Origin of the sequence: Comamonas sp. 23, assembly GCF_049601575.1 — a bacterium.
GTDB lineage: Bacteria > Pseudomonadota > Gammaproteobacteria > Burkholderiales > Burkholderiaceae_C > Comamonas > Comamonas squillarum.
In genome coordinates this window covers 3313822-3338597 of record NZ_CP187127.1, presented here as the reverse complement: position 1 = coordinate 3338597, position 24776 = coordinate 3313822, and the positions used below count along the sequence as shown (strand labels likewise).

General features: G+C 65.4%; 23 protein-coding genes. 15 read left to right on the top strand and 8 right to left on the bottom strand.

Annotation, left to right across the window (positions count from 1 at the left end):
- From ACPEE1_RS15170 to ACPEE1_RS15160, 3 genes are read right to left on the bottom strand one after another with little or no spacing between them, the layout of a single operon-like run.
- Nucleotides 1-1545: an alpha,alpha-trehalose-phosphate synthase (UDP-forming) gene (locus tag ACPEE1_RS15170; protein WP_423933635.1), complete on the bottom strand. Its 1545-nt coding sequence runs from the start codon at nucleotides 1543-1545 to the stop codon at nucleotides 1-3.
- A complete protein-coding gene (gene otsB / locus ACPEE1_RS15165) occupies nucleotides 1542-2321 on the bottom strand; it encodes a trehalose-phosphatase (RefSeq protein ID WP_423933632.1) in 780 nt (259 codons plus the stop codon). Before otsB ends, ACPEE1_RS15170 begins: the two co-directional genes overlap by 4 nt.
- Nucleotides 2321-2578 carry a hypothetical protein gene (locus tag ACPEE1_RS15160; RefSeq protein WP_116925186.1) on the bottom strand — a complete coding sequence of 86 codons (258 nt, stop codon included), beginning with the start codon at nucleotides 2576-2578 and terminating at the stop codon, nucleotides 2321-2323. Before ACPEE1_RS15160 ends, otsB begins: the two co-directional genes overlap by 1 nt.
- 252 nt (nucleotides 2579-2830) lie before the next feature.
- Between ACPEE1_RS15160 and ACPEE1_RS15155 the strand changes: the two genes are divergently transcribed.
- The 4 genes from ACPEE1_RS15155 (at nucleotide 2831) to ACPEE1_RS15140 (ending at nucleotide 7054) form a co-directional block, all read left to right on the top strand.
- The gene (locus ACPEE1_RS15155; protein ID WP_423933628.1) at nucleotides 2831-3835 is read left to right on the top strand and encodes a Ku protein; all 1005 of its coding nucleotides are present in this window, start codon (nucleotides 2831-2833) and stop codon (nucleotides 3833-3835) included.
- Nucleotides 3836-3860: 25 nt separating this feature from the next.
- On the top strand, nucleotides 3861-6371 hold the full coding sequence (ligD, locus tag ACPEE1_RS15150) for a DNA ligase D (protein WP_423933626.1): 2511 nt from the start codon (nucleotides 3861-3863) through the stop codon (nucleotides 6369-6371).
- A 185-nt stretch (nucleotides 6372-6556) separates the two neighbouring features.
- Nucleotides 6557-6751: a hypothetical protein gene (locus ACPEE1_RS15145; protein ID WP_021028206.1), complete on the top strand. Its 195-nt coding sequence runs from the start codon at nucleotides 6557-6559 to the stop codon at nucleotides 6749-6751.
- A 132-nt stretch (nucleotides 6752-6883) separates the two neighbouring features.
- Nucleotides 6884-7054 (top strand): hypothetical protein, encoded by a 171-nt coding sequence (locus ACPEE1_RS15140; RefSeq protein WP_021028205.1) that lies wholly within the window; start codon nucleotides 6884-6886, stop codon nucleotides 7052-7054.
- Nucleotides 7055-7127: 73 nt separating this feature from the next.
- Here ACPEE1_RS15140 and ACPEE1_RS15135 read toward each other — a convergent pair whose 3' ends face one another.
- Together ACPEE1_RS15135 and ACPEE1_RS15130 are read right to left on the bottom strand one after the other, a co-directional pair.
- Nucleotides 7128-7280 carry a hypothetical protein gene (locus ACPEE1_RS15135; RefSeq protein ID WP_165841144.1) on the bottom strand — a complete coding sequence of 51 codons (153 nt, stop codon included), beginning with the start codon at nucleotides 7278-7280 and terminating at the stop codon, nucleotides 7128-7130.
- Nucleotides 7281-7430: 150 nt separating this feature from the next.
- A complete protein-coding gene (locus ACPEE1_RS15130; RefSeq protein ID WP_423933622.1) occupies nucleotides 7431-8045 on the bottom strand; it encodes a TetR/AcrR family transcriptional regulator in 615 nt (204 codons plus the stop codon).
- 133 nt (nucleotides 8046-8178) lie between these two features.
- Here ACPEE1_RS15130 and ACPEE1_RS15125 point away from each other — a divergent pair, with 133 nt between their 5' ends.
- Both ACPEE1_RS15125 and ACPEE1_RS15120 read left to right on the top strand, forming a co-directional pair.
- A complete protein-coding gene (locus ACPEE1_RS15125; protein ID WP_423933620.1) occupies nucleotides 8179-9420 on the top strand; it encodes an MFS transporter in 1242 nt (413 codons plus the stop codon).
- A gap of 37 nt (nucleotides 9421-9457) precedes the next feature.
- Complete coding sequence (locus ACPEE1_RS15120; RefSeq protein ID WP_116925190.1) at nucleotides 9458-10654, top strand: MFS transporter; 1197 nt, start codon at nucleotides 9458-9460, stop codon at nucleotides 10652-10654.
- 37 nt (nucleotides 10655-10691) lie between these two features.
- Here the strand turns inward: ACPEE1_RS15120 and ACPEE1_RS15115 are convergent, their stop codons facing one another.
- The gene (locus tag ACPEE1_RS15115) at nucleotides 10692-12242 is read right to left on the bottom strand and encodes an MFS transporter (RefSeq protein ID WP_423933617.1); all 1551 of its coding nucleotides are present in this window, start codon (nucleotides 12240-12242) and stop codon (nucleotides 10692-10694) included.
- Nucleotides 12243-12244: 2 nt separating this feature from the next.
- Entirely contained in the window at nucleotides 12245-12781 is a 537-nt protein-coding gene (locus ACPEE1_RS15110; RefSeq protein ID WP_423933614.1) for a GNAT family N-acetyltransferase, read from the bottom strand.
- An 82-nt stretch (nucleotides 12782-12863) separates the two neighbouring features.
- On the opposite strand from ACPEE1_RS15110, the gene ACPEE1_RS15105 reads away from it, so the two are divergent.
- Nucleotides 12864-13751 carry a LysR family transcriptional regulator gene (locus ACPEE1_RS15105; protein ID WP_423933611.1) on the top strand — a complete coding sequence of 296 codons (888 nt, stop codon included), beginning with the start codon at nucleotides 12864-12866 and terminating at the stop codon, nucleotides 13749-13751.
- Here ACPEE1_RS15105 and ACPEE1_RS15100 read toward each other — a convergent pair.
- Nucleotides 13733-15151, bottom strand: a complete 1419-nt coding sequence (locus ACPEE1_RS15100; protein WP_423933608.1) for a short-chain fatty acyl-CoA regulator family protein — start codon at nucleotides 15149-15151, stop codon at nucleotides 13733-13735. The genes ACPEE1_RS15105 and ACPEE1_RS15100 overlap by 19 nt on opposite strands.
- Nucleotides 15152-15310: 159 nt before the next feature.
- Between ACPEE1_RS15100 and ACPEE1_RS15095 the strand changes: the two genes are divergently transcribed.
- From ACPEE1_RS15095 to ACPEE1_RS15060, 8 genes are all read left to right on the top strand, one after another.
- Nucleotides 15311-15709, top strand: coding sequence for an acyl-CoA thioesterase (locus ACPEE1_RS15095; RefSeq protein ID WP_423933605.1), 399 nt, complete (start codon nucleotides 15311-15313; stop codon nucleotides 15707-15709).
- Nucleotides 15706-16884 (top strand): bifunctional 2-methylcitrate synthase/citrate synthase, encoded by a 1179-nt coding sequence (gene prpC / locus ACPEE1_RS15090; RefSeq protein WP_423933603.1) that lies wholly within the window; start codon nucleotides 15706-15708, stop codon nucleotides 16882-16884. Before ACPEE1_RS15095 ends, prpC begins: the two co-directional genes overlap by 4 nt.
- A gap of 88 nt (nucleotides 16885-16972) precedes the next feature.
- Nucleotides 16973-19612 carry a Fe/S-dependent 2-methylisocitrate dehydratase AcnD gene (gene acnD / locus ACPEE1_RS15085; RefSeq protein WP_423933600.1) on the top strand — a complete coding sequence of 880 codons (2640 nt, stop codon included), beginning with the start codon at nucleotides 16973-16975 and terminating at the stop codon, nucleotides 19610-19612.
- A 25-nt stretch (nucleotides 19613-19637) separates the two neighbouring features.
- Nucleotides 19638-20837: a 2-methylaconitate cis-trans isomerase PrpF gene (gene prpF / locus ACPEE1_RS15080; RefSeq protein ID WP_423933598.1), complete on the top strand. Its 1200-nt coding sequence runs from the start codon at nucleotides 19638-19640 to the stop codon at nucleotides 20835-20837.
- Nucleotides 20838-20852: 15 nt separating this feature from the next.
- Complete coding sequence (locus tag ACPEE1_RS15075) at nucleotides 20853-21713, top strand: isocitrate lyase/PEP mutase family protein (protein WP_116925198.1); 861 nt, start codon at nucleotides 20853-20855, stop codon at nucleotides 21711-21713.
- A gap of 253 nt (nucleotides 21714-21966) precedes the next feature.
- Nucleotides 21967-22656 carry a response regulator gene (locus ACPEE1_RS15070; protein ID WP_423933594.1) on the top strand — a complete coding sequence of 230 codons (690 nt, stop codon included), beginning with the start codon at nucleotides 21967-21969 and terminating at the stop codon, nucleotides 22654-22656.
- Nucleotides 22657-22733: 77 nt separating this feature from the next.
- Nucleotides 22734-23615 carry a hypothetical protein gene (locus tag ACPEE1_RS15065; protein WP_423933591.1) on the top strand — a complete coding sequence of 294 codons (882 nt, stop codon included), beginning with the start codon at nucleotides 22734-22736 and terminating at the stop codon, nucleotides 23613-23615.
- A gap of 7 nt (nucleotides 23616-23622) precedes the next feature.
- On the top strand, nucleotides 23623-24687 hold the full coding sequence (locus tag ACPEE1_RS15060) for a PAS domain-containing protein (RefSeq protein WP_116925200.1): 1065 nt from the start codon (nucleotides 23623-23625) through the stop codon (nucleotides 24685-24687).
- The last annotated feature ends 89 nt before the right edge of the window (nucleotides 24688-24776 follow it).

Genomic DNA, 24776 nt, shown 5'->3' with positions numbered 1-24776 from the left:
TCAACGGCCCATGCGTATTGCTGCAGCGTCCGGGCGTGGTGCGGGGGCGCTGCCGCTCACCACACGCAGATAGGGAAAGCTGCCATCCCGCGTGGGGCGGGTCATCGGCAGCTCGCCATCCGCGGCGGCAACGAGGCGGTGTGCTGGCACAGACAAGCGCGGTTTACGCGGCATCGCAGGCTGGCACTGGTCCAGCGCCTGCAAAAAGCGCTGGCACCACCAGTGCACATCCTCGGCCTCGATGCGGGCCAGCAGCTTTTGGTGCCGCTCGATGCGCTCGGCCAGCGGCATCTGGAGGGCCTGGTCCAGGCTGTTGGCAGTGCTGTGGGCGTCATAGGGATTGACCAGCAGGGCTTCTTGCAGCTGCTCGGCCGCACCGGCAAAGCGCGACAGCACCAGCACCCCGGGGTCAGCCGGGTCCTGGGCAGCAATGAATTCCTTGGCGACCAGGTTCATGCCGTCGCGCAGCGGCGTGACCAGGCCCACCGCTGCCGAGCGGCACAGGCCCGCCAGCTGGGCACGCGTGAGCACCTGGTGCATGTAGCGCACGGGCATCCAATCGAGCTCACCAAAATCGCCATTGATGGCGCCGCACAGCGATTCGAACTGGCGGCGGATCGCTGCATAGGCCAGCAGGTGCTCGCGGGTGGGCGAGCCGATCTGCACCAGGGTGGCGCTGCGCCGGTGGGCCGGGTGACGCTCGAGCAGATCGCGAAAGGCGTGGATGCGCTCGGGCAGGCCCTTGGAGTAATCGAGCCGGTCAATACCCACCACAAGGCGGCGCTGGCGGTATTCCTGCTCCAGTGTCGCCTGCACCTGCTGGGCGGGGGGGGTGTCCGTCAGCGCTGCAAAGGCGCGGGCATCGATGCCGATCGGAAATACCTCACAGCGCGTTTGCTGGCCGTGGGCGCGGTAGTGGTGGCGGTGGCTGATGCGGCCATCTGCCTGTGCCAGCACATAGCTCTCAAAATGCTGCAGGTCCTGCCGGCTTTGCAGGCCCACCAGATCAAATGCCATCAAGGCCTGCATCAATGCCTTGTGCTGGGGCACGGCCCCGAGGGCGACCAGCGGCGGGAATGGGATGTGCAGGAAGAAGCCGATGCGCTGCTGGCAGCCCAGCGCGCGCAATTCAGACGCCAGCGCCATCAGGTGGTAATCATGCACCCAGATCACGTCATTGGGCTGCAGCAACGGCAGCAGCTGCTGCGCAAACTGTCGGTTGACACGCTGGTAGCCTTCGTAAAAGCTGGGGTCGAATGCAGCCAGATCCAGGCGATTGTGGAACACCGGCCAGAGCACGTTGTTGCAAAAGCCGCTGTAGTAGCTGTCATGGTCGCAGCGCTCCAGCGTGGTCGTGGCGACGGTCACGGCGCCCCATGGGCGGATGGAGGGTTGCGCTGGGGACTGCTCCGTGACCGCGCCGCCCCAGCCAAACCACAGACCGCCGTGGCGCTGCAGCGCCTCTTCCAGCGCGATGGCCAGGCCACCGGGCGCCGCATCCTGCGGATCGGCCACGCGGTTGGAGACAATGACCAGACGGCTCATGGTTGCACCTCCGCCGGCCGGCGCAGCGCGCTCAGCATGCGTTGCTGCGTGCACGCGGCTTGAAGCCAGTGGTAGACGGCCTCCACGCCATCGAGGCGGTGGCTGGCGCAGCTTACGTCCGCGCCCACCTTGATGGCGACGCCGCGCTCGGCCAGCACAGCGGCAAAGCCGCTTTCATCGCTGATGTCATCACCCAGGAAAAATGGCGTGCGGCCGGAAAACGGCGGCTCCTGCATAAAGGCCTGGATGGCGCGGCCCTTGCTCGCGCCCACCGGCAGCATCTCCAGCACCTGCTTGCCGCGCAGCAGCGTCCACTGCGGCCTGTGGGCCAGCATCGCTTGCAGGCTGCGCAGGCACAGGTCCTCCAGCGATGGATCGCGGCGGTAGTGCAAGGCAACACCGCTTTGTTTGGGCTCGACATACAGCGCTGGGTGCGCCTGGGCCAATTGCTCGCAGGCGTCGATCACTGCAGAAATATCACCTGGCGCGTCGTCGCATTGGTGGCCTGCGGCATCGCGGCGCTGCGCGCCATGCGCGCCGGCACAGGGCAATTGCAAGGGCTGCAGGAAGGCGTCGATGACTGCAATCTCCCGCCCGGAGATGATAGCCAGCGCGCCGCCCAGCAGTGCCTGCAGATCGCGCAACAACGGCACCAGCCCGGCAGGCACGGCAATGATGTCTGGCGTTGGGGCAATGGGCACCAGGCTGCCATCGAAGTCGAGGAACAGCGCCGCATTGGCGGGCAGATGCGGCGGCACTGGCAAGAGGCTGGCCATCAGGGATCCAGCGGTTCTGGGCTGATGACGCGCTCGGATTCGGGATCCTGCGGAATGTCGGGCTCGGTGCTGGGTGAGAACGGAGGGTGGGGCGGGTCCTCGCCCGGCTCGGGTGCCAAAGGCTCCTGCTCGGGATAGGGCTTGCCCACGGGATCCATGGTTTCGTCTTCGGGGTAACTGGGTTGGGTTGCGGGCCGGGTGTCGGTGCGGCTGTCGGTACCGGTTTCCGGCTGGGTGTCTGGCTTGGTGCTGCTCATGTCGTGCTCCTCGGTCGTATGCCTACTAGGTTCGCTGCTGCCGCGCCCCAGGTCTGTAGGATTTGTGCGCCCGCGCATGGAGTCATCCAAGCGAGTTGGCAGCTGAGGCTGGTGCAGGATTGGGGTGGTGCGGTCTTTTTGTCAGACCGCGCTGGCATGCAGATGGTCGGAAGTTCCCTACGCGCGTTGCCATTTGCTCTCAGCGGTCCGGCCGTGACGCGCGCACACTGGCCGCATACCTAGGAGGCCGGCATGAAAGCGCAGCAAGGCAACGCCCCGACATCGACACGAACCATCTGGAAAGGCGCGATCAGCTTTGGGCTGGTGCATGTGCCCATAGGGCTGTACACGGCCACGCGCGATTCGGGCATTGATTTTGACTGGCTGGACAAACGCTCGATGGAGCCAGTGGGCTACAAGCGCATCAACAAGCGCACTGGCAAGGAGATCGCCAGCAGCGATATCGTCAAAGGCGTGGAGTACGAAGACGGGCACTATGTGATCCTGAGCCAGGAGGAGATCAGCGCGGCCTTTCCCAAAACCACGCAGACCATCGAGATCGAGGTCTTTGTCGATGCCGATGACATTCCGCTGATCTACCTGGAGCGGCCCTACTACACGGCGCCGCTCAAGCGCGGCGAAAAGGTGTATGCACTGCTGCGCGAGGCGCTGCGCAAGACCAACAAGGTCGGCGTGGCCAAGGTCGTCATCCAGACCAAGCAGCACCTGGCCGTGCTGGTGCCGTGCGGGCGGGCGCTGGTGCTGAACCTTCTGCGCTGGGGCGGTGATATCCGCTCGTTCGAGCAGCTCAACCTGCCGCCCCAATCGCCCAAGGCCGCAGGCATCAGCAGCGCCGAGATGGACATGGCCGTTGCGTTGATCGAAGACAAGGCCCAGGCCTGGAATGCCGATGATTTTCGCAATTCCTTCTCCGAACAGATCCAGAAGCTCATCGTTGCCAAGGTCAAATCGGGCGAGGTCGAAGAGGTGGTGCAGGCGCCCAAGGATTCGCCGGTATCGGGCGGCGCGGAGATCCTGGATTTGACCGCATTGCTCAAGCGCAGCCTGGCTGGCGGCGCCAAGACTGCCGAGGCCAAGCGCGCTGCACGCAAAACCAAGGCCGCGCCGGCCAAGACCAAGGCCAGTGCCCCAGCCAAAGTGGCAGCCGCAGCGGCTAAACCCAAGGCCAAGTCCACGCCAGCCACCAAATCCGCCAGCGCCCGCAAGCCCACGCCTGCCAAGCGGCGTGCGGCTTAGTGGCCTGGCGCCCTGGAGGCTCTGCATGCCCAGTTCATTGGACAAATACCAAGCCAAGCGCAACTTTGCCAAGACCCCTGAGCCGGCCGACGGCGGCGAATCGGTCGCGGGCCAGCTGCAGTTTGTCATCCAGAAACACTGGGCCAGCCATTTGCACTACGACCTGCGGCTCGAGCTCGATGGCGTGATGAAAAGCTGGGCGGTGCCCAAAGGGCCCAGCCTGGACCCCAGCCACAAGCGCATGGCCGTGCAGGTGGAAGACCACCCGATTTCCTACAACCGCTTTGAGGGCCAGATCCCCGCCGGCCACTATGGCGCGGGCAAGGTGATCGTCTGGGACAAAGGCCTGTGGCTGCCGCTGGCTGACCCGCACGAGGGCTACCGCAAGGGCAAACTCCATTTTGAGTTGCAGGGCCACAAGCTGGGCGGGCGCTGGACCCTGGTGCGCATGAAGGGCAAGGAGGGCGAGCGCCAACCGCCTTGGCTTTGGATCAAGGAAGCGGACGACTTTGCCCGCCCGGCTGGCGAGTTGGACATTGTCAGCGCCCGGCCCGACAGCGTGGCCAGTGTGCAGCGGGCGGCGGTCGCCCAACTCGCTGCAGCGCCAGCGGCCCAGCGCGGCACCACCCGCAAAGCGAAAACCCGAGCCACTGCCTTGCCCACCACGATGGCGCCGCAGCTGGCCGTGCTCGCTGATGCGCCGCCCCCGAACCCCCAGGACTGGGCCTGGGAGCTCAAGCTCGATGGCTACCGCATGGCAGCGCGCAAACAGGGCCGCAAGCTGGCGCTGTGGACCCGCAATGGCAAGGACTGGACGGCCAAGATGCCGGCGTTGGCAGCGGCCCTGCAGCATCTGCAGCTCAACGACGCCTGGCTGGATGGCGAGGTGGTAGCGCTCAATGACAAAGGGCTGCCCGATTTTCAGCGGCTGCAAAACGCGTTTGATGGGGAGGGTACGGCCGACCTTGTCTATTACCTGTTTGACCTGATGTTTGCCAATGGTCAGGATTTGCGTGCCCAGCCCTGGCAGGCGCGGCGCCAGGCGCTGCGGGCGGCGCTGGATGCCAGCCCGGGCTTGGGCAACAGCGTGCGAATCAGTGAGGCTTTTGCCGGCGACCCGGCACAACTGTTGGCCTCGGCCTGCGCGCTGGGCATGGAGGGCATTGTCGGCAAGCGCAAGGATGCCGCCTACCGCGAGGGCCGCACGGCGGACTGGATCAAGCTCAAATGCGGCCAGCGCCAGGAGTTTGTCATCGGCGGCTACACGCGCCCCCAAGGCACGCGAACCGGTCTGGGCTCATTGCTGCTGGGGATGCACGACAGCGGCGGCCAACTGGTCTATGCCGGCAATGTGGGCACCGGTTTTACCGAGGCCAGCCTGCGCGCGCTGACGGCGCAACTGCAAAAAATCAAGACTAGGACATGCCCTTTTGTGGACCCCAAGCGCATTGACTATGCGGCCATCTGGGTTCGTCCCGAGCTGGTCGCAGAAATCGCCTTTGCCGGCTGGACCGGCCAGGGCCGGGTGCGCCATGCGGTCTTCCATGGCTTGCGCGGGGACAAGCCCGCCAACCAGATCACTCGGGAGAGAACCACCACCATGCCTGTTTGCAAGATAACCCCCAGCGCTACCGGCGGCATTGAGGTCAGCCATGGAGAGCGCATCATGGACGCCAGCACGGGCGTGACCAAGCTGGACGTGGTGCGCTACTACGAGCAGGTGGCGCCGCTGATGATGGAGCACCTGCAAGACCGGCCTACCTCGCTGGTGCGCACCCCCGATGGGGTGGGGGGCGAGCATTTCTTTCAGAAGCACCTGCAGGCCCGTGCCATGGCCGGCATCGTGCAGTTGCCCCCGTCGCTCGATCCGGAACACCCGCCGCTGCTGGCCATTGCCCAATCGGAGGGCCTGGTCCAGGCGGCGCAGTTCAATGTGCTCGAGTTCCACACCTGGAACGCCAGGCGCGACAAGATTCTGCGGCCCGACCGCATGACCTTTGACCTGGACCCGGGAGAGGGCGTGGCCTGGCCGGCGGTGCAGGAGGCGGCCGAGCTGGTGCGGGTGCTGCTGCAGGAGCTTGGCTTGGAGCCCTTTCTCAAAACCAGCGGCGGCAAGGGCCTGCACTTGGTAGTACCGATCCAGCGCCGCCATGACTGGGATACCGTCAAGGGCTTTTCCAAGGCGATCGTGCAGCACCTCGCAGCCACCGTGCCCCAGCGCTTTGTGGCCAAGAGCGGCCCGCAAAACCGCAAGGGCAAGATCTTTGTCGACTACCTGCGTAATGGCTGGGGCGCCACGACGGTCAGTGCCTGGTCGCTGCGGGCGCGGCCGGGTATGGGTGTGTCGGTACCCATCGGCTGGTCGGAGCTGGACCAGGTCAGCAGCGGCGCACACTGGGGCATTGAGTCCATTGAAGCGCGCTTTCGCAAGGGAAATGCACCCTGGGATGGCTATGCCCAAGCGGCGGTGTCAATTACCGCGGCAATGAAGCGGCTCGCTGACGCAGGCTCATCATCGGGTGATGGATGGGCTTGAAAGCCTCTATATCAACCCAGTGCATATCAGCTGGGTTAGTCTTACGGAAAGCAAATAACAAGTCTGCGCCACGCCTGGGGGTGGCTGTAGGACGTTTTCTGCTTATTTCGTAATTTTAAGATCGCTGGCTGGCGTTTTGGAGTAGTTTTGTTACAGTTTAACCACCAAAGCATTGGAGGCTAGGAATGTCTACGCAGACCGGAAATGACAAGGAGAAAGACGCCTATTTGGATGCGTTGAAAGCCCAGGGCGCCGAATTGCTGGCAGACCACCCGGCAGAAGGCACCATTGAGCACGCGCGCCTGTCGCTGATCGACGCCAAGATCGAGCAGTTGACGCGACCCATCACCGCAGACAGCTGGAAAACGCCGGAATACTGAATACGCCCGGGGGTGTACCAAACGTTGGTTCTTGTAAAAGAACTTTGCAAAACGCGTGGATGGCGCTATCGTCGTGGAACCTGGATCGTCAGCCGAATCTACGGTTTGGGTATCAGGTGGAAAGGAGGTCTTATGCGAGAAGCGGAAGACCTGCTTGTGGTGACGCAAGCGCAATACGAGCGTCTGGAACTGGAAGTGATTGGTTTACGGGATCTGGAGCCCTTCATGGGCTCTCCGCAATATGATCGCCTGCAGGATGTGGAATTGGCACTGAAACATTACCAAACGCAATTTCGCCCCTAAGCGATACGACACAAAACCCGCAGTGGCGGGTTTTTTCCTGGGCGGGTCTTGCGGCCCGCCTGCTTCACCGCTTTTACTGCTGCTGGGACTGCGCTTGCTGCTGCTGGTTCTGGCCCCGGCCTTGCTGCTGCTGCTGGGCAGGGCGCTGCTGGTTTTGTTGGTCCTGCTGCTTTTGGGCAGGTTGTTGGCCATTGGGACTTTGGTTGGGTTGCTGCTGGTTGGTCATCTCTGTCTCCGATTAAAGGGCGCAGCGGGATATTTGCTGCCCTTTCAGATTAAAGGCGCAGCCTTGCTGAATCTGTAGTCACTGTGCTTGCATGGGCGTAATATGCCGTGGAGGCATGTCGTCACCGCCCATCTCACAGACACGCCAGAGCTAGCCACGCAGCGGCTGCACCAGCAAGCCCCGCAGCAGTAAATCCAGGCCCACGGCGGCTTGCTCCAGGCGCGCTGCGCCATCGGCCCCATCGGCACCTTCAGCCCCATCGGCAATCCAGAACGCCGCCTCGGCCAGGCTGCCATAGATCAGTGCTGCGAGCGCCCGCGCATCGGCTGGGGCCACCACGCCTTGCGCGATCAGCGTGCTGATCAAGCCCTGCATGGCGGTGAGGCAATGGCGTTGTGCATCGGGGGACGCGCCGCCTAGCACGGCCCGGGCATCGCGCAGCACGATGCGCTGTATCTCTGGCTCCAAGGCCATTTCCAGGTAGGCGCGGCAGCGCTGGCGAAAGCCTTGCCAGGGGTCGTCGGCGCTGTCCGAGATCGCCTGCAGCCGGGCATCCATCTCGTCATCGATCTGCGCCACCACGGCGGCGAGCAGGCCTTTCTTGTCACCAAAGTGGTGGTAGAGCGCGCCCCGGGTCAGGCCGGCCCGGGCGGTCAAATCGTCCATCGACGTATCGGCATAGCCATGCTCGGCCAGCACTTGGCGGGCGGTGGCCAGCAGGCTGGCACGGGTGGCTTCCATCTCGGCGCGGGTGCGTCGAACCATGCGCAATCTCCTTACATACAGTGCGTATGATTATTTACAAACATGGCGTATGTATATAAGATTTTATTCATACGCCTTGTATGTATTGTCGCTAGCCCGGCCCGTGTTGGCAAGCCGGGCGCAGAAAGAAGCCATGCTCCAGACCTACCGAACAATTTTTGCCGCGCCCGGCAGCACGGGCTTTAGCCTGGCTGGGCTGCTTGCCCGCCTGGCGCTGCCGATGATGGGCATCGGCATCATCACCATGCTGGCCCAGCTGCGCGGCAGCTATGCGCTCGCTGGCGCAGTCTCTGCCGCCTTTGTGCTCAGTTATGCGCTGCTGTCGCCGCAGACATCGCGCCTGGTGGACCGGCATGGCCAGGGCCGTGTGCTGCCGCTGGCCACCGGCATCAGTGTGGCCGGCCTGGTGCTGCTGCTGGCGGCTACCCGGTGGCCACTGCCGGACTGGACCTTGTTCGCCGGCGCGGTGCTGGCCGGGGCCATGCCCAGCATGCCGGCGATGCTGCGTGCCCGCTGGACGGCGCTGTACCGGGGATCGCCGCAGCTGCAGACCGCTTATGCGCTGGAGGCCGTGCTCGATGAGCTGAGCTTTATTGCCGGGCCACCGTTGTCGGTGGGGCTGTGCGTGGCGGCCTTTGCGCAGGCAGGGCCGCTGGCAGCCGGTGGGCTGCTGGTGCTGGGTGTATTCGCATTGCTTGCCCAACGCGCGACCGAGCCAGCGCTTCAGCCGCAGGACCTGCAGGGCAGAGCAGCGGTCTCGGTGATCCGCCTGCCCCATGTGGGCCTGCTGGCGCTCTTGATGGCGGCGATGGGGGTCATCGTGGGCACAGTCGATATCGTGAGCGTGGCCTTGGCGCGCACGCTTGGCCAGCCGGCCTGGGCCAGTGGCGTGCTGGCCGCTTATGCGCTGGGCTCTTGCGTGGCAGGCCTGCTGTTTGGTGCGCTCCAGCTGCGCATGCCTTTGCCGCAGCAGCTGGCGCTGGGCGGGCTGGCCACGGCGCTGACGACCTTGCCACTGCTGCTGGTAGGCAGCATCCCGGCGCTCGCTGGTGCCGTGCTGCTGGCCGGTCTGTGTTTTGCGCCCACGATGATCGTGGCGATGGCGCTGGTCGAGCGCCTGGTGCCCGCGCAGCGCCTGACCGAGGGCATGACCTGGCTGCTGGCCGGCCTGAATGTGGGCGTAGCGCTGGGCGCAGCGGCATCAGGCCAACTGGTCGATGGCTTGGGTGCTCGCTCGGCCTTTGCGGTGGCCTGGGTGGCTGGGGCGCTTGTGCTGCTGCTGGCGCTATGGGCTGCGCGGCAACTGCGTGTGCCGATGTCTGCTGTGGCAGATGGCACCACCACCAACAACAACACCGCCTCCCCAGCCGCTTGATAGCGCGCTGCCTTTTGCCATGACTGGAACCCATGACATGTCCCTGTCTTTATCAGCGCCTGCTCCACATCATGCCCGCAACCCTTGGCCGGCCGTGATCGCCGCCGGCCTGGCAACCTTTTCTGTCGTTACCACCGAGATGCTGCCCGTGGGCCTCTTGACAGCGATTGCGCCTTCGCTGGGCATGACCACTGGCCAAGCTGGGCTGATGGTGTCGCTGCCTGCCTTGCTGGCAGCGGTGTTTGCACCGCTGGTGGTGGTGATAGCCGGCCGCATGGACCGGCGCCGCATGCTGGCAGCGCTGCTGGCGCTGTTAGCGCTGGCCAATACCGCATCGGCCCTCGCGCCGAGCTGGGGCTGGATGCTGGCCGCCCGCGTGTTGCTGGGTCTGTGCATTGGCGGGATCTGGGCGGTGGCGGGGGGATTGGCGGCGCGCCTGGTGCCAGCGGCTGCCGTCGGGCTCGCCACCTCCATCATCTTTGGCGGGGTGGCCGCCGCATCGGTGTTGGGCGTGCCAATGGGCGCGCTGATCGGGGAAGGGGCAGGCTGGCGCTGGGCTTTTGGTGTGATGGCCTTGTTCAGTGTGCTGGTGCTGGCCCTGCAGCTATGGGTGATGCCGGCCTTGCCGGTCCGCAGCGCGGTGGGGCTGCGCCAGTTTCTGGCACTGCGCAGCAACCGCGCGCTGCAAGCGGGTCTGGTGTTGACCTTGCTGCTGGTCGCAGGGCACTTTATGGCCTTTACCTTTGTGCGACCGCTGCTGCTGGCGGTCTCGAGCTTTGATGCGCAGTGGATTGCAGCCTTGCTGCTGGCCTATGGGCTAGCCGGCATTGCGGGCAATTTCATCGCAGGCCTGGCGGCGGCGCACAAAACAACGCTGACGGTGGCCACCATTGCACTGGGGCTGCTGCTGGTGCCGTTGCTGTGGCTGGTGTTTGGCGGCTCTCCCACGGGTGGACTTGCGCTGCTGCTAGTCTGGGGCCTGGCCTATGGCGGGGTGTCCGTCGCCTTGATGACCTGGATGATGAAGGCGGCCCCCCAGGCGATGGAGGTCGTGGCAGCGCTGTATGTCGGGGTTTTCAACACCGGCATTGCGCTGGGTGCTTGGGGAGGTGGGGCGTTGGTCGATGCATGGGGTTTGTCTGCCGTGCTGTGGCCGGCCGCCGCCTTGGCGTCGGCGGCCTTGATGTTGGCGACCGGGCACGCACTGCGGCAGCGGCGCATGGGGACGCGCTAAAGGAGATGGCGCCCCGCCGCTGAGTAGTGACTCACGATCAGTGCCCTTTGCTGGCCACCGCGCCGCTGCGATGTCCCAGGGTGGCCTGTTGCTGACCTCGGCTGCGCAGCAGGGCCACCGCCAACGCAGCGGTTAGCACCAGCACCACGGCCGTGGCCATCACCGCGATAAAGCCCTGGTCAAACGCGGCATGGGCTAGGCCCAGCAGCTGCGTGGCAGCCTGCGGCGGCAGTTTTTCTGCAGCCAACAAAGCCGCATCGATGCCGTCACTGGCCCCGCCAGCGGCGCCATGCAGGATGTCTGGCAGTACCAGGCTGCTGGTATAGCGCCAGGACAGCACGCTGCCCAGCAAGGCCACGCCCAGCACGCCGCCAAACTCGTAGGACACCTCTTCGACCGAGGCGGCCATGCCGGCATGCTCGGGCGGCGCGCTGTTCATCACCGCGTTCGATGCGGCGGTGATGGTGGCACCCACGCCCAGGCCCAGGACGGCCAGTACCGCTATTTTCTGCAGGCCATGGGCATCGCTGTTGAGGCTCATGGCCAGCGCGCACAGCGCCACGGCAGTGACGAGGAGGCCGCCCACTATCAGCTGGTGGGTGCCCAGGCGCGACAGCGCCCAGCCGGCAATCGGGCCGGCGACAAAGGCCGCCACCGGAATCGGCAAGATGGCCAGCCCCGCTTGCAGGGGGCTGAGGCCCAGCACCAGCTGCAGGCGCTGGCTGAACACCAGCTCCACCCCGACCAGGGCCACGGCCGCCACCACGGCTGCCACCACACCGCCCGAGAACGTCGGAATGCGGAACAGACGCAGCTCGATCAGCGGCTGGGGCCGGCTGAGCTGGCGGCGGATAAAGATCCACAGCACGGCGGCACTGAGCAGCCCCATCAGCACGGCAAACACCAGCGATGGTGCGGGCTTGGCCAGCTCCTTGATGCCCAGCACCAGACTGACCATGGCGACCATGGCCTGCAGCGAGCTGGTGTAGTCCCAACCGGGCAGGCTGGCCTTGGTGCTCAGGCGGTCTGCAGGAATCAGCCAGGCGGTCAGCAGCAGCGCCAGCGCCACGATGGGCACATTGACCAGAAACACCGAGCCCCACCAGAAATACTGCAGCAGCACGCCGCCCACCACCGGGCCAAGCGCCGCGCCCCCCGAGGCGACCGAGGCCCAGATGCCGATGGCGACCGAGCGCTCGCGTTGGTCGGGAAAGCTCATGCGGATGATGGCCAGGGTAGCGGGCATCATGATGGCCGCCCCCAAGCCCAGCACGGCGCGCGCGGCAATCAGCAGCCCGGCATTGGGCGCATAGGCGGCTGCCAGCGAGGCGGCGCCAAAGATCACCAGGCCGAGCATGAACATGCGCCGGTAGCCCAGGCGGTCGCCTAAAGCGCCGGTGCTCAGCAGCAGGCCCGCGACCACCAGCGCATAGGCGTTGACGATCCACAGCTTCATCGAGGTGGAGGCGGCCAGGTCATGGGTGAGGGTGGGCAGGGCGGTGTAGAGCACCGTCATGTCGACGACGATCAGCAGCAGCGCCATCGACACAATGGCCAGCACCAGCCATCTTTTGGAATGCATTGCCATGGTCAAACTCCCAACTCTTTCATCATCGTGACGGACACGGGCTGGCAGCCCAGGCGCTCAAACAGCCGGTGTGCCCCTTGGTTGCCGATACCGCTTTCCAGAAACAGGCGCTGTACGCCCTCGGCCTGGAGCTGGGCGCAGACCCAGCCGAACAGGGCCTCGCCCAAGCCCTGGCCGCGCACGGCGGGGCTGACCACCAGGTCGTCCAAGGTGGCAAACGGGGTGGGCGCGAGCTGGGCCTCGTCGAGCGCGACAAAAGCAACGCCGACCAGCGTATCGCCCTGGTGGGCGGTGGCGATGCGCTGCATCGCGTTTGCTTCGGGCGCGGCCAACGTGGCCTCAATCTGCAGCGCCATGTTGTCGGCCAGCTGGGGGCTCCATTGACCCGGTGCGATGGCGCGCGGGGACTGCAGCTCGCCATGGGAGATGTAATGGGGACTGAGCTGGCCCATGAACAGCGCCAGGATCGCTGGCGACTGTGCGGGGTCATGGCACCAGGCCATCGTCAGAGCTGGTGCTTGGGTATTGATCGATTGCATGGTCCGATATTGCGCCATAAAAACCGATTGATAAAGTTGGAATCCATCAATAAAAGAGATGGATAGGCTACAGTATCCGGATATGCAATGGACCGTTGAACAACTGCGGCAGTTTGTCGCCACCGCCGACAGTGGCTCTTTTTCGGCGGCCGCGCGCCAGCTGGGCAAGGCCCAGTCGGCCGTGAGCACGGCGGTCGGCATGCTGGAAGTGGACCTGGGCGTGGTGCTGTTTGACCGCTCACACCGCAATGCCCAGCTCACCGATGCGGGCCGGGTGCTGCTGCTCGAGGCGCGCGAGCTGCTGCGCCAGGCCGAGCAGCTGGACCAGCGCGCGCAGGCGCTCAGCGGCGGGGCCGATGCCGAGCTGTCGCTGGCGATTGACGAGGCACTGCCCTATACGGCGGTGGCCAGCCTGCTGCGCGAGATGGCGCAGCAGTACCCGGGCCTGGAGCTGCTGCTGCTCAATGGCACCGCCAGCGAGGTGGCCGACTATGTGGGCGAGGGCAGGGCGGGCATGGCCCTGCATATCGACCGGGGCCCGGTGCTGCAGCATTTTGAGCAGCGCCACCTGGGCACCGTGCCCCAGGGGGTGTTTGTGGCGACCGATCACCCGCTCGCCGATGGCCGGGTGGTGGGCCTGCAGCAGCTGGCCCAGCACCGGCAATTGCTGATGCATACCGAGGATGTGCACGAGCGCGCCTACAGCCCGCGCGTATGGCGCTCGGACAGCTTCTACAACATCGCCGACATGGTGGCCGACAAGCTGGGCTGGGCGGTGCTGCCGGTCAATATCGCGCACTACGAAGGCAACCGCCAGGCGCTGCGCGAGGTGCCTTGCCCGGCGCTGGCGCTGCCCCCGCTGTCGGTGCGCATGCTCTGGCGCCAGGGCGCGCAGCGCAGCCCGACGGCCCAGTATGTCGAGCGGCGTTTTGGCCAGCTGCTGGCGGAGATTCAGACGCCCGAGCCGTAGGGGGTCAGGCGGCTCGCGTTCTCATCGACGGCCAGGCTTTTGCCCAGATAGGGAAAGGCGCGCTGCGGGCAGTGGTCGCGCTCGCAGACCTTGCAGCCCATGCCGATCGGCGTGGCCAGCTCCGGGTCCTGCAGGTCGATACCCTTGGCATAGACGAGGCGCGCTGCATGGCGCAGGTCGCAGCCCAGGCCGATGGAAAACGTCTTGCGCGGCGCGCCATAGCCGCGCTGCCCTCCTGAGACCGAGCGCGCAATCCACAGATAGCGCCGGCCATCGGGCATGGCGGCCACCTGGGCCAGCACCTGGCCGGGCTGGCCAAAGGCTTCGTAGACATTCCACAGCGGACAGGTGCCGCCGGTGCGGCTGAAATGGAAATGCGTGGCCGACTGGCGCTTGGAGATATTGCCGGCCCGGTCCACCCGTACAAAGAAAAATGGCACGCCCGGGCTGCCTGGCCGCTGCAAGGTGCTCAGCCGGTGGCAGACGGTCTCAAAGCCCACGGCAAAGCGCTGGCCGAGCAGGTCAATGTCATAGCCCAGCGCCTCGGCGGCCTGCACAAAGGGCTCGTAGGGCAGCAGCAGGGCGCCGGCAAAATAGTTGGCCAGGCCCAGCCGCGCCAGCCTGCGGGCAGCGGGGTCGCTGATGAGTGTTGGCACCTGGCTGAGGCGGTCGAGCGTGTCGCCGATCTCCAGCAGCGCCAGCTGGGTGGCAAGCTGAAAAGCCTGCTGCGCGGTGCCCAGCGCAGAGGACAGCTGCAGCAGGCGCGAGGCGGGGTCGAACTGGCGTTTGCTCGCGCCTGCGCTGTCCACAAACTCCACCCGGACCTGGTGCGCCAGCGCCAGGCGCTCACGCAGCCAGTCGGCCAGCGGCCTGCCCGGGCGTTCTGCCTGGGCCTGGGCGGCCAGGCTCTCAGCGGCGCGGTCCACCGTATCAAAGTAGTTCTGGTGCGAGAAGAAGAAATCGCGCACCACCTCAAACGGCATGGCGGCGGGCTGGTTGCTGCCGGCGCGGTCATCGCCCAGCTGCAGCGACAGCGCTTCGAGCCGCTCCTTGGTCTCCAGATGGCTTCGGTACAGCGCCACCACCGCTGCGCCCAGCGCCGGCATCTGTGTGGCCACCTCTTGCAGCTCTGGCAGCGCAATGGCCTCGGGCGCATCGGCGAGCGCTTCGCGCAGCCCCGCCACCAGGCGCGCCTCTTCGTCTTCGGAGAACTGCTGGATATCCACGCCCAGGCTGCGGTGCAGTTTGAGCAGCACCGACACCGTCAGCGGCCGCTGGTTTTGCTCGATCTGGTTGAGGTAGCTGGGCGAGAGCCCCAGCGCATGGGCCAGCGCAATCTGGGACAGATTGCGTTCGGCACGCAGCTTGCGTAGCTTGACGCCCATAAAGGTTTTTTTCATCGCAGAGTCTTTCGCTTCAACAGGGGCGCTCGCATCGAAGGGGCGGTGGAATGCCCAGATTCTACATTTCGCAAAATTCGCAAAATGCCGATTTTCGTTCGCAGGAATTCGCCATTTCAGTGCTATTCACCCCTTTGTATTTTGCGTAAATTGCGAAGCATGACAACACCTACCGGATTCGCCGAGTTGCAAGAGCTGGTACTGCCGGCGCTGGCCAACCACCACGGCACGCTGTTTGCGGGCCAGGGTTTGCAGCTGATGGCCAAGGCCGCGTTTTTGGCGGCGCGGCGCCTGGCGCAACGCGAAGTCGTGATGGCCGCCGTCAGCCGGGTGGACTTTGTGGCACCGGCGCCGGTGGGCCATGCCCTGACCTTGCGCGCCTGGGTCAGCCGCGTAGGGTGCAGCTCGATGACCGTGTGCGTCACCGGCCTGGCGGACCTGCCCGGTACCCCACCAGAGGAAATTCTCAAAGGTTTGTTTGAAATGGTGGCCGTCGATGCCAAAGGCCGCCCCATTCCCCTCGATTGCGCATATTTGAACCAGGAACCCCTGCTATGACCACCACGACCGCCGAGGCCACCGCGCCCACCACGCCTTCGACCTTCAAGCCCAAGAAATCGGTTGCGCTCTCGGGCGTGACGGCGGGCAACACCGCCTTGTGCACCGTAGGGCGCAGCGGCAATGACCTGCACTACCGGGGCTATGACATTCTGGACATGGCCCAGGTCTGCGAGTTTGAAGAGATCGCCCACCTGCTGGTGCATGGCAAGCTGCCCAACGGGGCGGAGCTGCGCGCCTACAAGGACAAGCTCAAGGCGCTGCGCGGCCTGCCCGCGAGCGTCAAGCAGGCGCTGGAGCAGCTGCCCGCCGCCAGCCACCCGATGGATGTGATGCGCACGGGGGTATCGGTGCTGGGCTGCACCCTGCCGGAGAAGGACGACCACAACCTGCCCGGCGCGCGCGATATTGCCGACCGGCTGATGGCGTCGCTCGGCTCCATGCTGCTGTACTGGTACCACTTCAGCACCTCGGGCAAATGCATAGATGTGGAGACGGATGACGACTCCATCGGCGCGCATTTTCTGCACCTGCTGCATGGCAAAAAGCCCAGTGCGCTGTGGGAGCGGGCCATGCACACCTCGCTGAACCTGTATGCCGAGCACGAGTTCAATGCCTCGACCTTCACCGCCCGCGTGGTGGCCGGTACCGGCAGTGACATGTATTCGTCGATCACCGGCGCGATTGGCGCGCTGCGCGGCCCCAAGCATGGCGGCGCCAATGAGGTGGCCTTCGAGATCCAGAAGCGCTACGACAGCGCTGATGCCGCCGAGGCCGACATCCGCCGCCGGGTGGAGAACAAGGAGGTGGTGGTCGGCTTTGGCCACCCGGTCTACACCGTCAGCGACCCGCGCAATGTCGTCATCAAGGGCGTGGCCAAGGCGCTGTCGCTGGAGGCGGGTTCGACCAAGATGTATGACATTGCCGAGCGCCTGGAGGCCGTGATGTGGGAGGCCAAGAAGATGTTCCCCAACCTCGACTGGTTCAGCGCCGTGAGCTACCACATGATGGGCGTGCCCACTGCCATGTTCACGCCGCTCTTTGTGATTGCGCGCACCAGCGGCTGGGCTGCGCATGTGATCGAGCAGCGGGTGGACAACAAGATCATCCGTCCCAGCGCGCACTACACGGGGCCGGAAGACCAGGTGTTCCAGCCCATCGACCAGCGCGGCTGAGCGGCTGCCGGCCGACACGACCTTCTACAGATCTATATAGAAAAGCGACACCCTGCGGGCCGCCCAGCCCGCCGGTCTGCACTGCCCCATGAACAGCAATTACCGACAAGCACTGGCCGGCACCGGCCTCGATTATTTTGATGCACAGGCGGCAGTCGATGCGCTGGCGCCCGGCGCCTGGGCGCAGCTGCCGTATACGGCGCGCGTCCATGCCGAAAACCTGGTGCGCCGCGCCGACCCGGCGCAGCTGCCAGACTACCTGCGCCAGCTGATCGAGCGCAGGCGCGATATCGACTTTCCCTGGTTTCCCGTGCGCGTGGTCTGCCACGACATCCTGGGCCAGACGGCCTTGGTGGACCTGGCCGGCCTGCGCGATGCGATTGCCCAGGCGGGCGGCGATCCGGCCGCCGTCAACCCGGTGGTGCCGGTGCAGCTGATTGTCGACCATTCGCTGGCCGTCGAATGCGGCGGGTTTGACCCGCAGGCCTTTGAGAAGAACCGCGCGATCGAGGACCGCCGCAATGAGGACCGCTTCCATTTCATCGAATGGAGCAAGCGGGCCTTTGCCAATGTGGATGTGATCCCCGCGGGCAACGGCATCATGCACCAGATCAACTTGGAGAAGATGTCGCCGGTGGTGTATGTGCAGGACGGTGTCGCCTTTCCCGATACCTGCGTGGGCACCGACAGCCATACGCCCCATGTCGATGCGCTGGGTGTGATTGCGGTGGGGGTGGGCGGGCTGGAGGCGGAGAACGTGATGCTGGGCCGGGCCTCTTGGATGCGCCTGCCCGATATTGTCGGCGTGGCATTGAGCGGCCAGCCCCAGCTGGGCATTACCGCGACTGACATCGTGCTGGCGCTGACCGAGTTCCTGCGCCAGCAAAAAGTGGTGGGCGCCTATCTGGAGTTTTATGGCGAGGGCGCGCGCAGCCTCTCGGTTGGTGACCGCGCCACCATTGCCAATATGTGCCCGGAGTATGGCGCCACTGCCGCGCTGTTTGCGGTGGATGCGCAGACGCTGGCCTACCTGCGGCTGACGGGCCGGGAGGAAGCGCAGGTGCAGCTGGTCGAGACCTATGCCAGGACCGCCGGATTTTGGGCGGACAGCCTGCACGAGGTGCAGTACGACCGGGTGCTGCAGTTTGACCTGTCGACGGTGGTGCGCAATATGGCGGGTCCGTCCAACCCGCACCGGCGTCTGCCGACCTCGCAGCTGACCGCGCGCGGCATTGCCGGCGCCGAGCCCCTGGCGCTGGCGCGCGCCCAAGAAGCCCAGGGCCTGCTGCCCGATGGTGCCGTCATCATCGCCGCCATCACCAGCTGCACCAACACCAGCAATCCGCGAAATGTGATCGCTGCGGCGCTGCTGGCGCGCAATGCGCGGCGCCTGGGCCTGGTGCGCAAGCCCTGGGTCAAGACCTCGCTCGCGCCCGGATCCAAGGCGGTGCAGCTGTACCTGCAAGAGGCGGGTCTGCTGGAGGACCTGGAGGCGCTGGGCTTTGGCATCGTCGCCTTTGCCTGCACCACCTGCAATGGCATGAGCGGCGCGCTCGATACGCAGATCCAGCAGCAGATCATTGAACGCGACCTCTACACCACCGCAGTGCTGTCGGGCAACCGCAATTTTGACGGACGCATCCACCCCTATGCCAAGCAGGCGTTTCTGGCCTCGCCACCGCTGGTGGTGGCCTATGCGATGGCGGGCACCATCCGCTTTGACATCGAAAAGGACGTGCTGGCCGTCGTGAACGGGCAGGAGATCCGGCTGCAGGACCTGTGGCCGAGCGACGCGGAGATCGATGCCGTGGTGGCGCAAGCGGTCAAGCCTGCGCAGTACCGCGCGGTGTACGAGCCCATGTTTGCAGTCCAGGCAGACAACGGCGAGCGGGCGGCTCCGCAGTACGCCTGGCGCCCCCAGTCCACCTATATCCGCCGCCCGCCGTATTGGGACACCGAAGGTGTGGGCGCGCTGGCAGCGCATCCGCGCACGCTCAAGGGGCTGCGGCCGTTGGCACTCTTGCCCGACAACATCACTACCGACCACCTCTCGCCATCCAACGCCATTCTGCCCAGCTCGGCCGCTGGCGAGTACCTGGCCAAGATGGGCCTGCCCGAGGAGGACTTCAACTCCTACGCCACCCACCGGGGCGACCACCTAACGGCCATGCGCGCGACCTTTGCCAACCCCCAGCTCGTCAACGAGATGGCCGTGGTGGGTGGCCAGGTGCAAAAAGGCTCACTGGCCCGCATCGAGCCCGAGGGGCGTGTGGTGCGCATGTGGGAGGCGATGGAGACCTATCTGCAGCGCCGCCAGCCGCTGATCATCATTGCCGGTGCCGACTATGGCCAAGGCTCCAGCCGCGACTGGGCGGCCAAGGGCGTGCGCCTGGCGGGGGTGGAGGCGGTGGTGGCCGAGGGTTTTGAGCGCATCCACCGCACCAACCTGATCGGCATGGGCGTGCTGCCTTTGGAGTTCCAGCCGGGCACGACACGCAAGACGCTGCAGCTCGATGGTACGGAGACCTATGATGTGGAAGGTGAGCGCACAGCGCGCGCTACGCTGAGCCTGGTGATCTGGCGCCGCAGCGGCCTGGTGGACCGCGTGCCGCTGACCTGCCGCCTCGATACCGGCGAGGAGCTGTCTGTCTACGAGGCAGGCGGCGTGCTGCAGCGCTTTGCGCAGGATTTTCTGGCATCGCGCGCGGTGCAACCGGCCTCGGTGTGAATGCCTAGTTTTTTTCTGAACGACCATGACGAACCTGACCGCCCATCCTCCCCAGATCAAGATCCCCGCCATTTATATGCGGGGCGGCACCAGCAAGGGGGTGTTCTTCCATGTGCCGGATTTGCCGCTGCCCGCGCAGCAGTCTGGCGCGGCGCGCGATGCGATCTTGCTGCGCACCCTGGGCAGCCCCGACCCCTATGGCAAGCAGATCGATGGCCTGGGCAATGCGTCCTCCAGCACCAGCAAGGCGGTGCTGCTGGCCAGGAGCACTCGCGCTGACCATGATGTGGACTACCTGTTTGGCCAGGTGGCCATCGACAAGCCCTTGGTGGACTGGAGTGGCAACTGCGGCAACCTCTCGGCCGCCGTCGGCCCCTGCGCGATCGCGATGGGCCTGATCGATCCGGCCCGCATCCCGCACAACGGGCTGTGCACGGTGCGTATATGGCAGGCCAATATCGGCAAGACCATCATGGCCCAGGTGCCCATCCGCAACGGACAGGTGCAGGAGAGCGGCGACTTTGCGCTCGATGGCGTGAGCTTTCCCGCTGCCGAGGTGCAGCTGGCCTTCATGGACCCGGCTGATGAGGGCGAGGATGGTGGCGCCATGTTCCCCACCGGCCAGCTGGTGGACCAGCTCGATGTGCCAGGGGTAGGCAGCTTTGCCGCGACCTTGATCAATGCCGGCATCCCGACGATCTTTCTCAATGCGCAAGACCTGGGCTACACCGGCTGCGAGCTGCAGGGCGATATCAATGGCGATGCGCAGGCCTTGGCGCGCCTGGAAGCGATTCGTGCCTGCGGCGCGCTGAAGATGGGCCTGATCCAGGACCTGGCCGAGGCCGCGAGCCGCCAGCACACGCCCAAGATTGCCTTTGTGGCGCCGCCGGCCAGCTACACGGCATCGAGCGGCAAGGCGGTGGAGGCGCAGGACGTGGACTTGCTGGTGCGGGCGCTGTCGATGGGCCAGCTGCACCACGCGATGATGGGCACGGCAGCGGTGGCCATTGGCACGGCTGCAGCCGTGCCGGGTACCCTGGTCAACCTGGCCGCCGGTGGCGGCGAGCGCAGCGCGGTGCGCTTTGGCCACCCCTCGGGAACCCTGCGGGTGGGAGCGGAGGCGCGCCTGCAGGATGGCCAGTGGGTGGTGACCAAGGCGCTGATGAGCCGCAGCGCACGCATTCTGATGGAAGGCGCCGTGCGGGTGCCGGGCGATTGTTTTTGAACGGGGGACTGTGGGATGGATACCAAGCAACTGCTGAAAGACATGGTGGCGGCGCGCCGGGGCGTGCTGGTGCCGGGCGCCTTCAATGCGCTGTCGGCCAAGGTGATCGAGGACCTGGGCTTTGAGGCGATTTACGTGACCGGCGCGGGCGTGACCAATATGTGGTTGGGCCTGCCGGACCAGGGCTTTATGGGCCTCGCTGAGATCGCCGACCACACGGCGCGCATCCGCGATACGGTCAGTGTGCCCTTGCTGGTCGATGCCGATACCGGTTTTGGCAATGCGCTCAATGTCTACCACACGGTGCGCACCCTGGAGCGTGCCGGTGCCGACTGCATCCAGCTCGAAGACCAGGTGGCGCCCAAGCGCTGCGGGCATTTCAACGGCAAGGAGGTGGTCTCCACCGAAGAGGCGGTGAGCAAGATCAAGGCCGCCGTCGATGCCCGGCGCGACCCGAACCTGCTGATCATGGCGCGCACCGATGCGGCGGCCACCCATGGCTTTGAGGCGGCGGTGGAGCGGGCCCAGCGCTTTGCCGAAGCCGGGGCCGATATTTTGTTTGTCGAGGCGGTCACCAGCGCTGAAGAGATCCGCGCGCTGCCCAAGCGGCTCGCCACCCCGCAGCTGATGAACATGGTGATTGGCGGCAAGACCCCCATTTTTGATGCCGAGCAACTGGGCGCGCTGGGCTACGGCATCGTCCTCTATGCCAATGCGGCGCTGCAGGGGGCAGTGGCCGGCATGCAAAAGACCTTGACCGTGCTGCGCGATAAGAAGTCGGTGCAGGAGGCGAGCGGCCTGGTGGCCACCTTTGCCGAGCGCCAGCGCCTGGTGGGCAAGCCCGCCTGGGATGCGCTGGAGAAGCGGTTTACTTAGAGTCGCTAACACGACCCAGCAAACCGAAGGTTTGCGATTGAGACTAGGCGTCGAGCCGCAGGCAGTACAGTAGTACGACAAGGTTCGGCAACGACGTATCAAGGGTTGTGTTAGCGACTCTTAAGGGCGATCATTGGCCGCTGCCACGCGGTGTTCAGCAAACCGTCACGGCGCTGAAATTCACCAGTTTCAGTGAGGGGCAAGGGCCTGGGCTTGCGGAATAATTGCAGCACTTGGAATATGAACGGATCCCATGCCCACCCAGATGCTCACCGCCGATCTCGCACTGCCCGCACCCGTACTGGTGGTGGAGGACAACCCGCTGGTGCGCAACCGGCTGCGGGGCTTGCTGCAGCAGCTGGGCTACAGCAGCGATGCGCTGGTGATGGCCGGGTCGCTCGCCCAGGCGCGCGCTTACCTGGCGGGCGAGGCCCACACCGTATCACTGGTGCTGGTGGACCTGGGCCTGCCCGATGGCAGTGGTATCGAGCTGATCGAGGAGCTCCATGCCCAGGCGCCCAACTTGCCGATGCTGGTGGTGTCTGCCTGGAGCACGCAGGAAATGATCTGGGCGGCCTTGCGCGCGGGCGCCGTGGGCTATGTGCTCAAGGAGCGCGACGACATGGAAATGGCCATGGCCTTGCGCAGCGTGCTGCGCGGCGGCGCGCCCATCGACCCCTTTATTGCCCGGCGCATTATTGAGGAGCTGCCGCTGCAAGCCCCGCCAGCCGTGCAGGCGGCGGACGACCCGGGCTTGAGTGCGCGCGAACACACTATCCTGCACCTCGTGGTCGAGGGCCTGAGCAACCGCGAGATTGCCGAGCGCCTGTTTCTGTCGCGCTACACGGTCGAGTCGCATATCAAGAATGTCTACCGCAAGCTGTCGGTGTCCTCGCGCACCCAGGCAGCGCAGGAAGCGCGCCGGCGCCGCCTGGTGGATTGATGCTGGATGCGCGCAGCGCTGGTCCCATGTCTCTCTTGCCCGTAACCGCCCGCCCATCCGATCTGGAGTGATTGACCGTGCCCCACACTTTTTTTGATGCGCCTTTGCTGATTCGAGACGGTATCGGCACATGGGTCGATACGCAGGAGAAGCCCTATGTCTGCAATATCGATGGCATGCCCACATTCAAGGACAAGCTCCCTGCAGCGGTGAAGGAGCTGCAGCCTGTGGCCGGCACTCCGGTGGCCGGCACTCCGGTGGCCGGCACTCCGGTGGCCGGCAGCCCGGTGGCGGGCAGCCCCGCGGCCGGTTCCCCCGAGCCCTCTTGGGGTCGCGGCTACCAGGTCAGTGGCACGCATCGCTTGCCGCCGACAACATTTGGTGAGGAGACTAAGTTGGAGTTCGTCGCCACCGAGGTGGTGTACGAGCCGCTGTGGGCCACGCGCGAGGCCGCTGCTGCGTTTGGCATCACCTTGATCGAGCCGGGCCAGGGCCTGCGCATGCAAAGCCCGATCCGCCATCTGGAGAACACCCCGTTCGAGTACGGCATGTTTGCCGGCCAGCAGTGTCCGTACCTGGACGATGCGCAGCGCAACCAGCTGCAGCCCACGGTCTGCACCGACCTGGAGCACCATGATTTCCCGCATGTGTTCTCCTCGGTAGACCCCCAGCTGCCGCTGGTGATTTCGGTAGGGCGCTATTGGCCCCACCGGGATAGAATCTTTCTCGCCGATCTTTGGGTGCCCCGGGGCATGGCCTTGTACATGCCGCCCAGGCCCAAAATCCCGGATGCGGCCTATATCGATCTGCACGGCAACCGCAATTCAGCCCTGGCCTGTTGGCGGGGAGGCACACAAAGAAGTGTGCAGACCCTGACCTTGCTGCCCAAAGACAGCGGGTACTTCTACTGGTTCTGGAATGCGTTGCCGACGGTTCACCCCTTGTTGACGCAACCCTGACACCCCTATGCTCGATACGCAGCCTCGTCTACGCACCCTGGAGCCCGATACCGACAATGGCCTCTACCAAACGTTGCTGGAGTCCACGTTGGCGATTCCGTTCCGCATCGATTGGGCGAGCAAAAAGTACACCTATGTGGGCCCACAGATCGAGGCGCTGCTGGGCTGGCCCCAGGACAGCTGGCAGACGGTGAACGATTGGGCCGAGCGTATCCACCCGGACGAGCGCGACACGACGGTCAATCGCTGCGTTGGGCTGTGCCTGGCCGGCGTGGACCACGAGGCTGAGTACCGCGCGCTGACCAGTGAAGGCAGCTTTGTCTGGGTGCGCGAGGTGGTGCATGTGCTGTGCGATGCACAGGGCGAGACCACCGGGCTGATCGGCTTTACCTTCGACATCACCGAGCAGAAGAAGGCCGAGCAGGTCAAGGCCGAGCTCGATGCACAAAAGCTGTCGAACGCGCGCCTGCAAGAGCGCCTGGCCCTGACCCATGACCTTCATGACGGGCTCGGTGGTTCGCTGGTGCACATGATTGCTGCCGTGGAGCAGGGCGGCGGTGGCAGCCTGACGCGGCCCCAGGTGCTGTCCATGCTCAAGCACATTCGTGATGACCTGCGCCAGACCATTGACAGCAACTCCTCGGCCCAGGTGCGCGTGCCCGCGTCGCCGCAGGAGTGGCTGGCCCCGTTGCGCCACCGCTTTGCCAACCTGTTCGATGCGCTCGACATCCGCTGCGACTGGCAGTTTGCGCCCGCCTGGCGCACACCGCCCGATGCGCTGCAGTACCTGGCGATGACGCGCCTGGTCGAGGAGGGCCTCACCAATGTCATCAAGCACAGCCAGGCGCGCCAGGTGCGCCTGTCCTTTCTGCAGCCTGAGGCCGATGCGCTGGTGCTGGAGATCGAAGACGATGGCGTGGGCTTTGATGCCGCAGCCGTGGAGGCTTCGGGCCTGGGCATCGGCATGCGCTCGATGGCCGTGCGTATCGGCCGCGTGGGCGGCGTGCTCGAGATCGATTCCGAGCCGGGGCGCACCCTGCTGACGGCGCGGCTGGCCTTGCGCCAGTCCTGACCACCAGTAGCACAGCACCGCAGGGCCGACCACCACGGCCCTTTTTCTTTTTTAGGCGAGCGTTACTTCTAATAACTAGGGTCAACCCG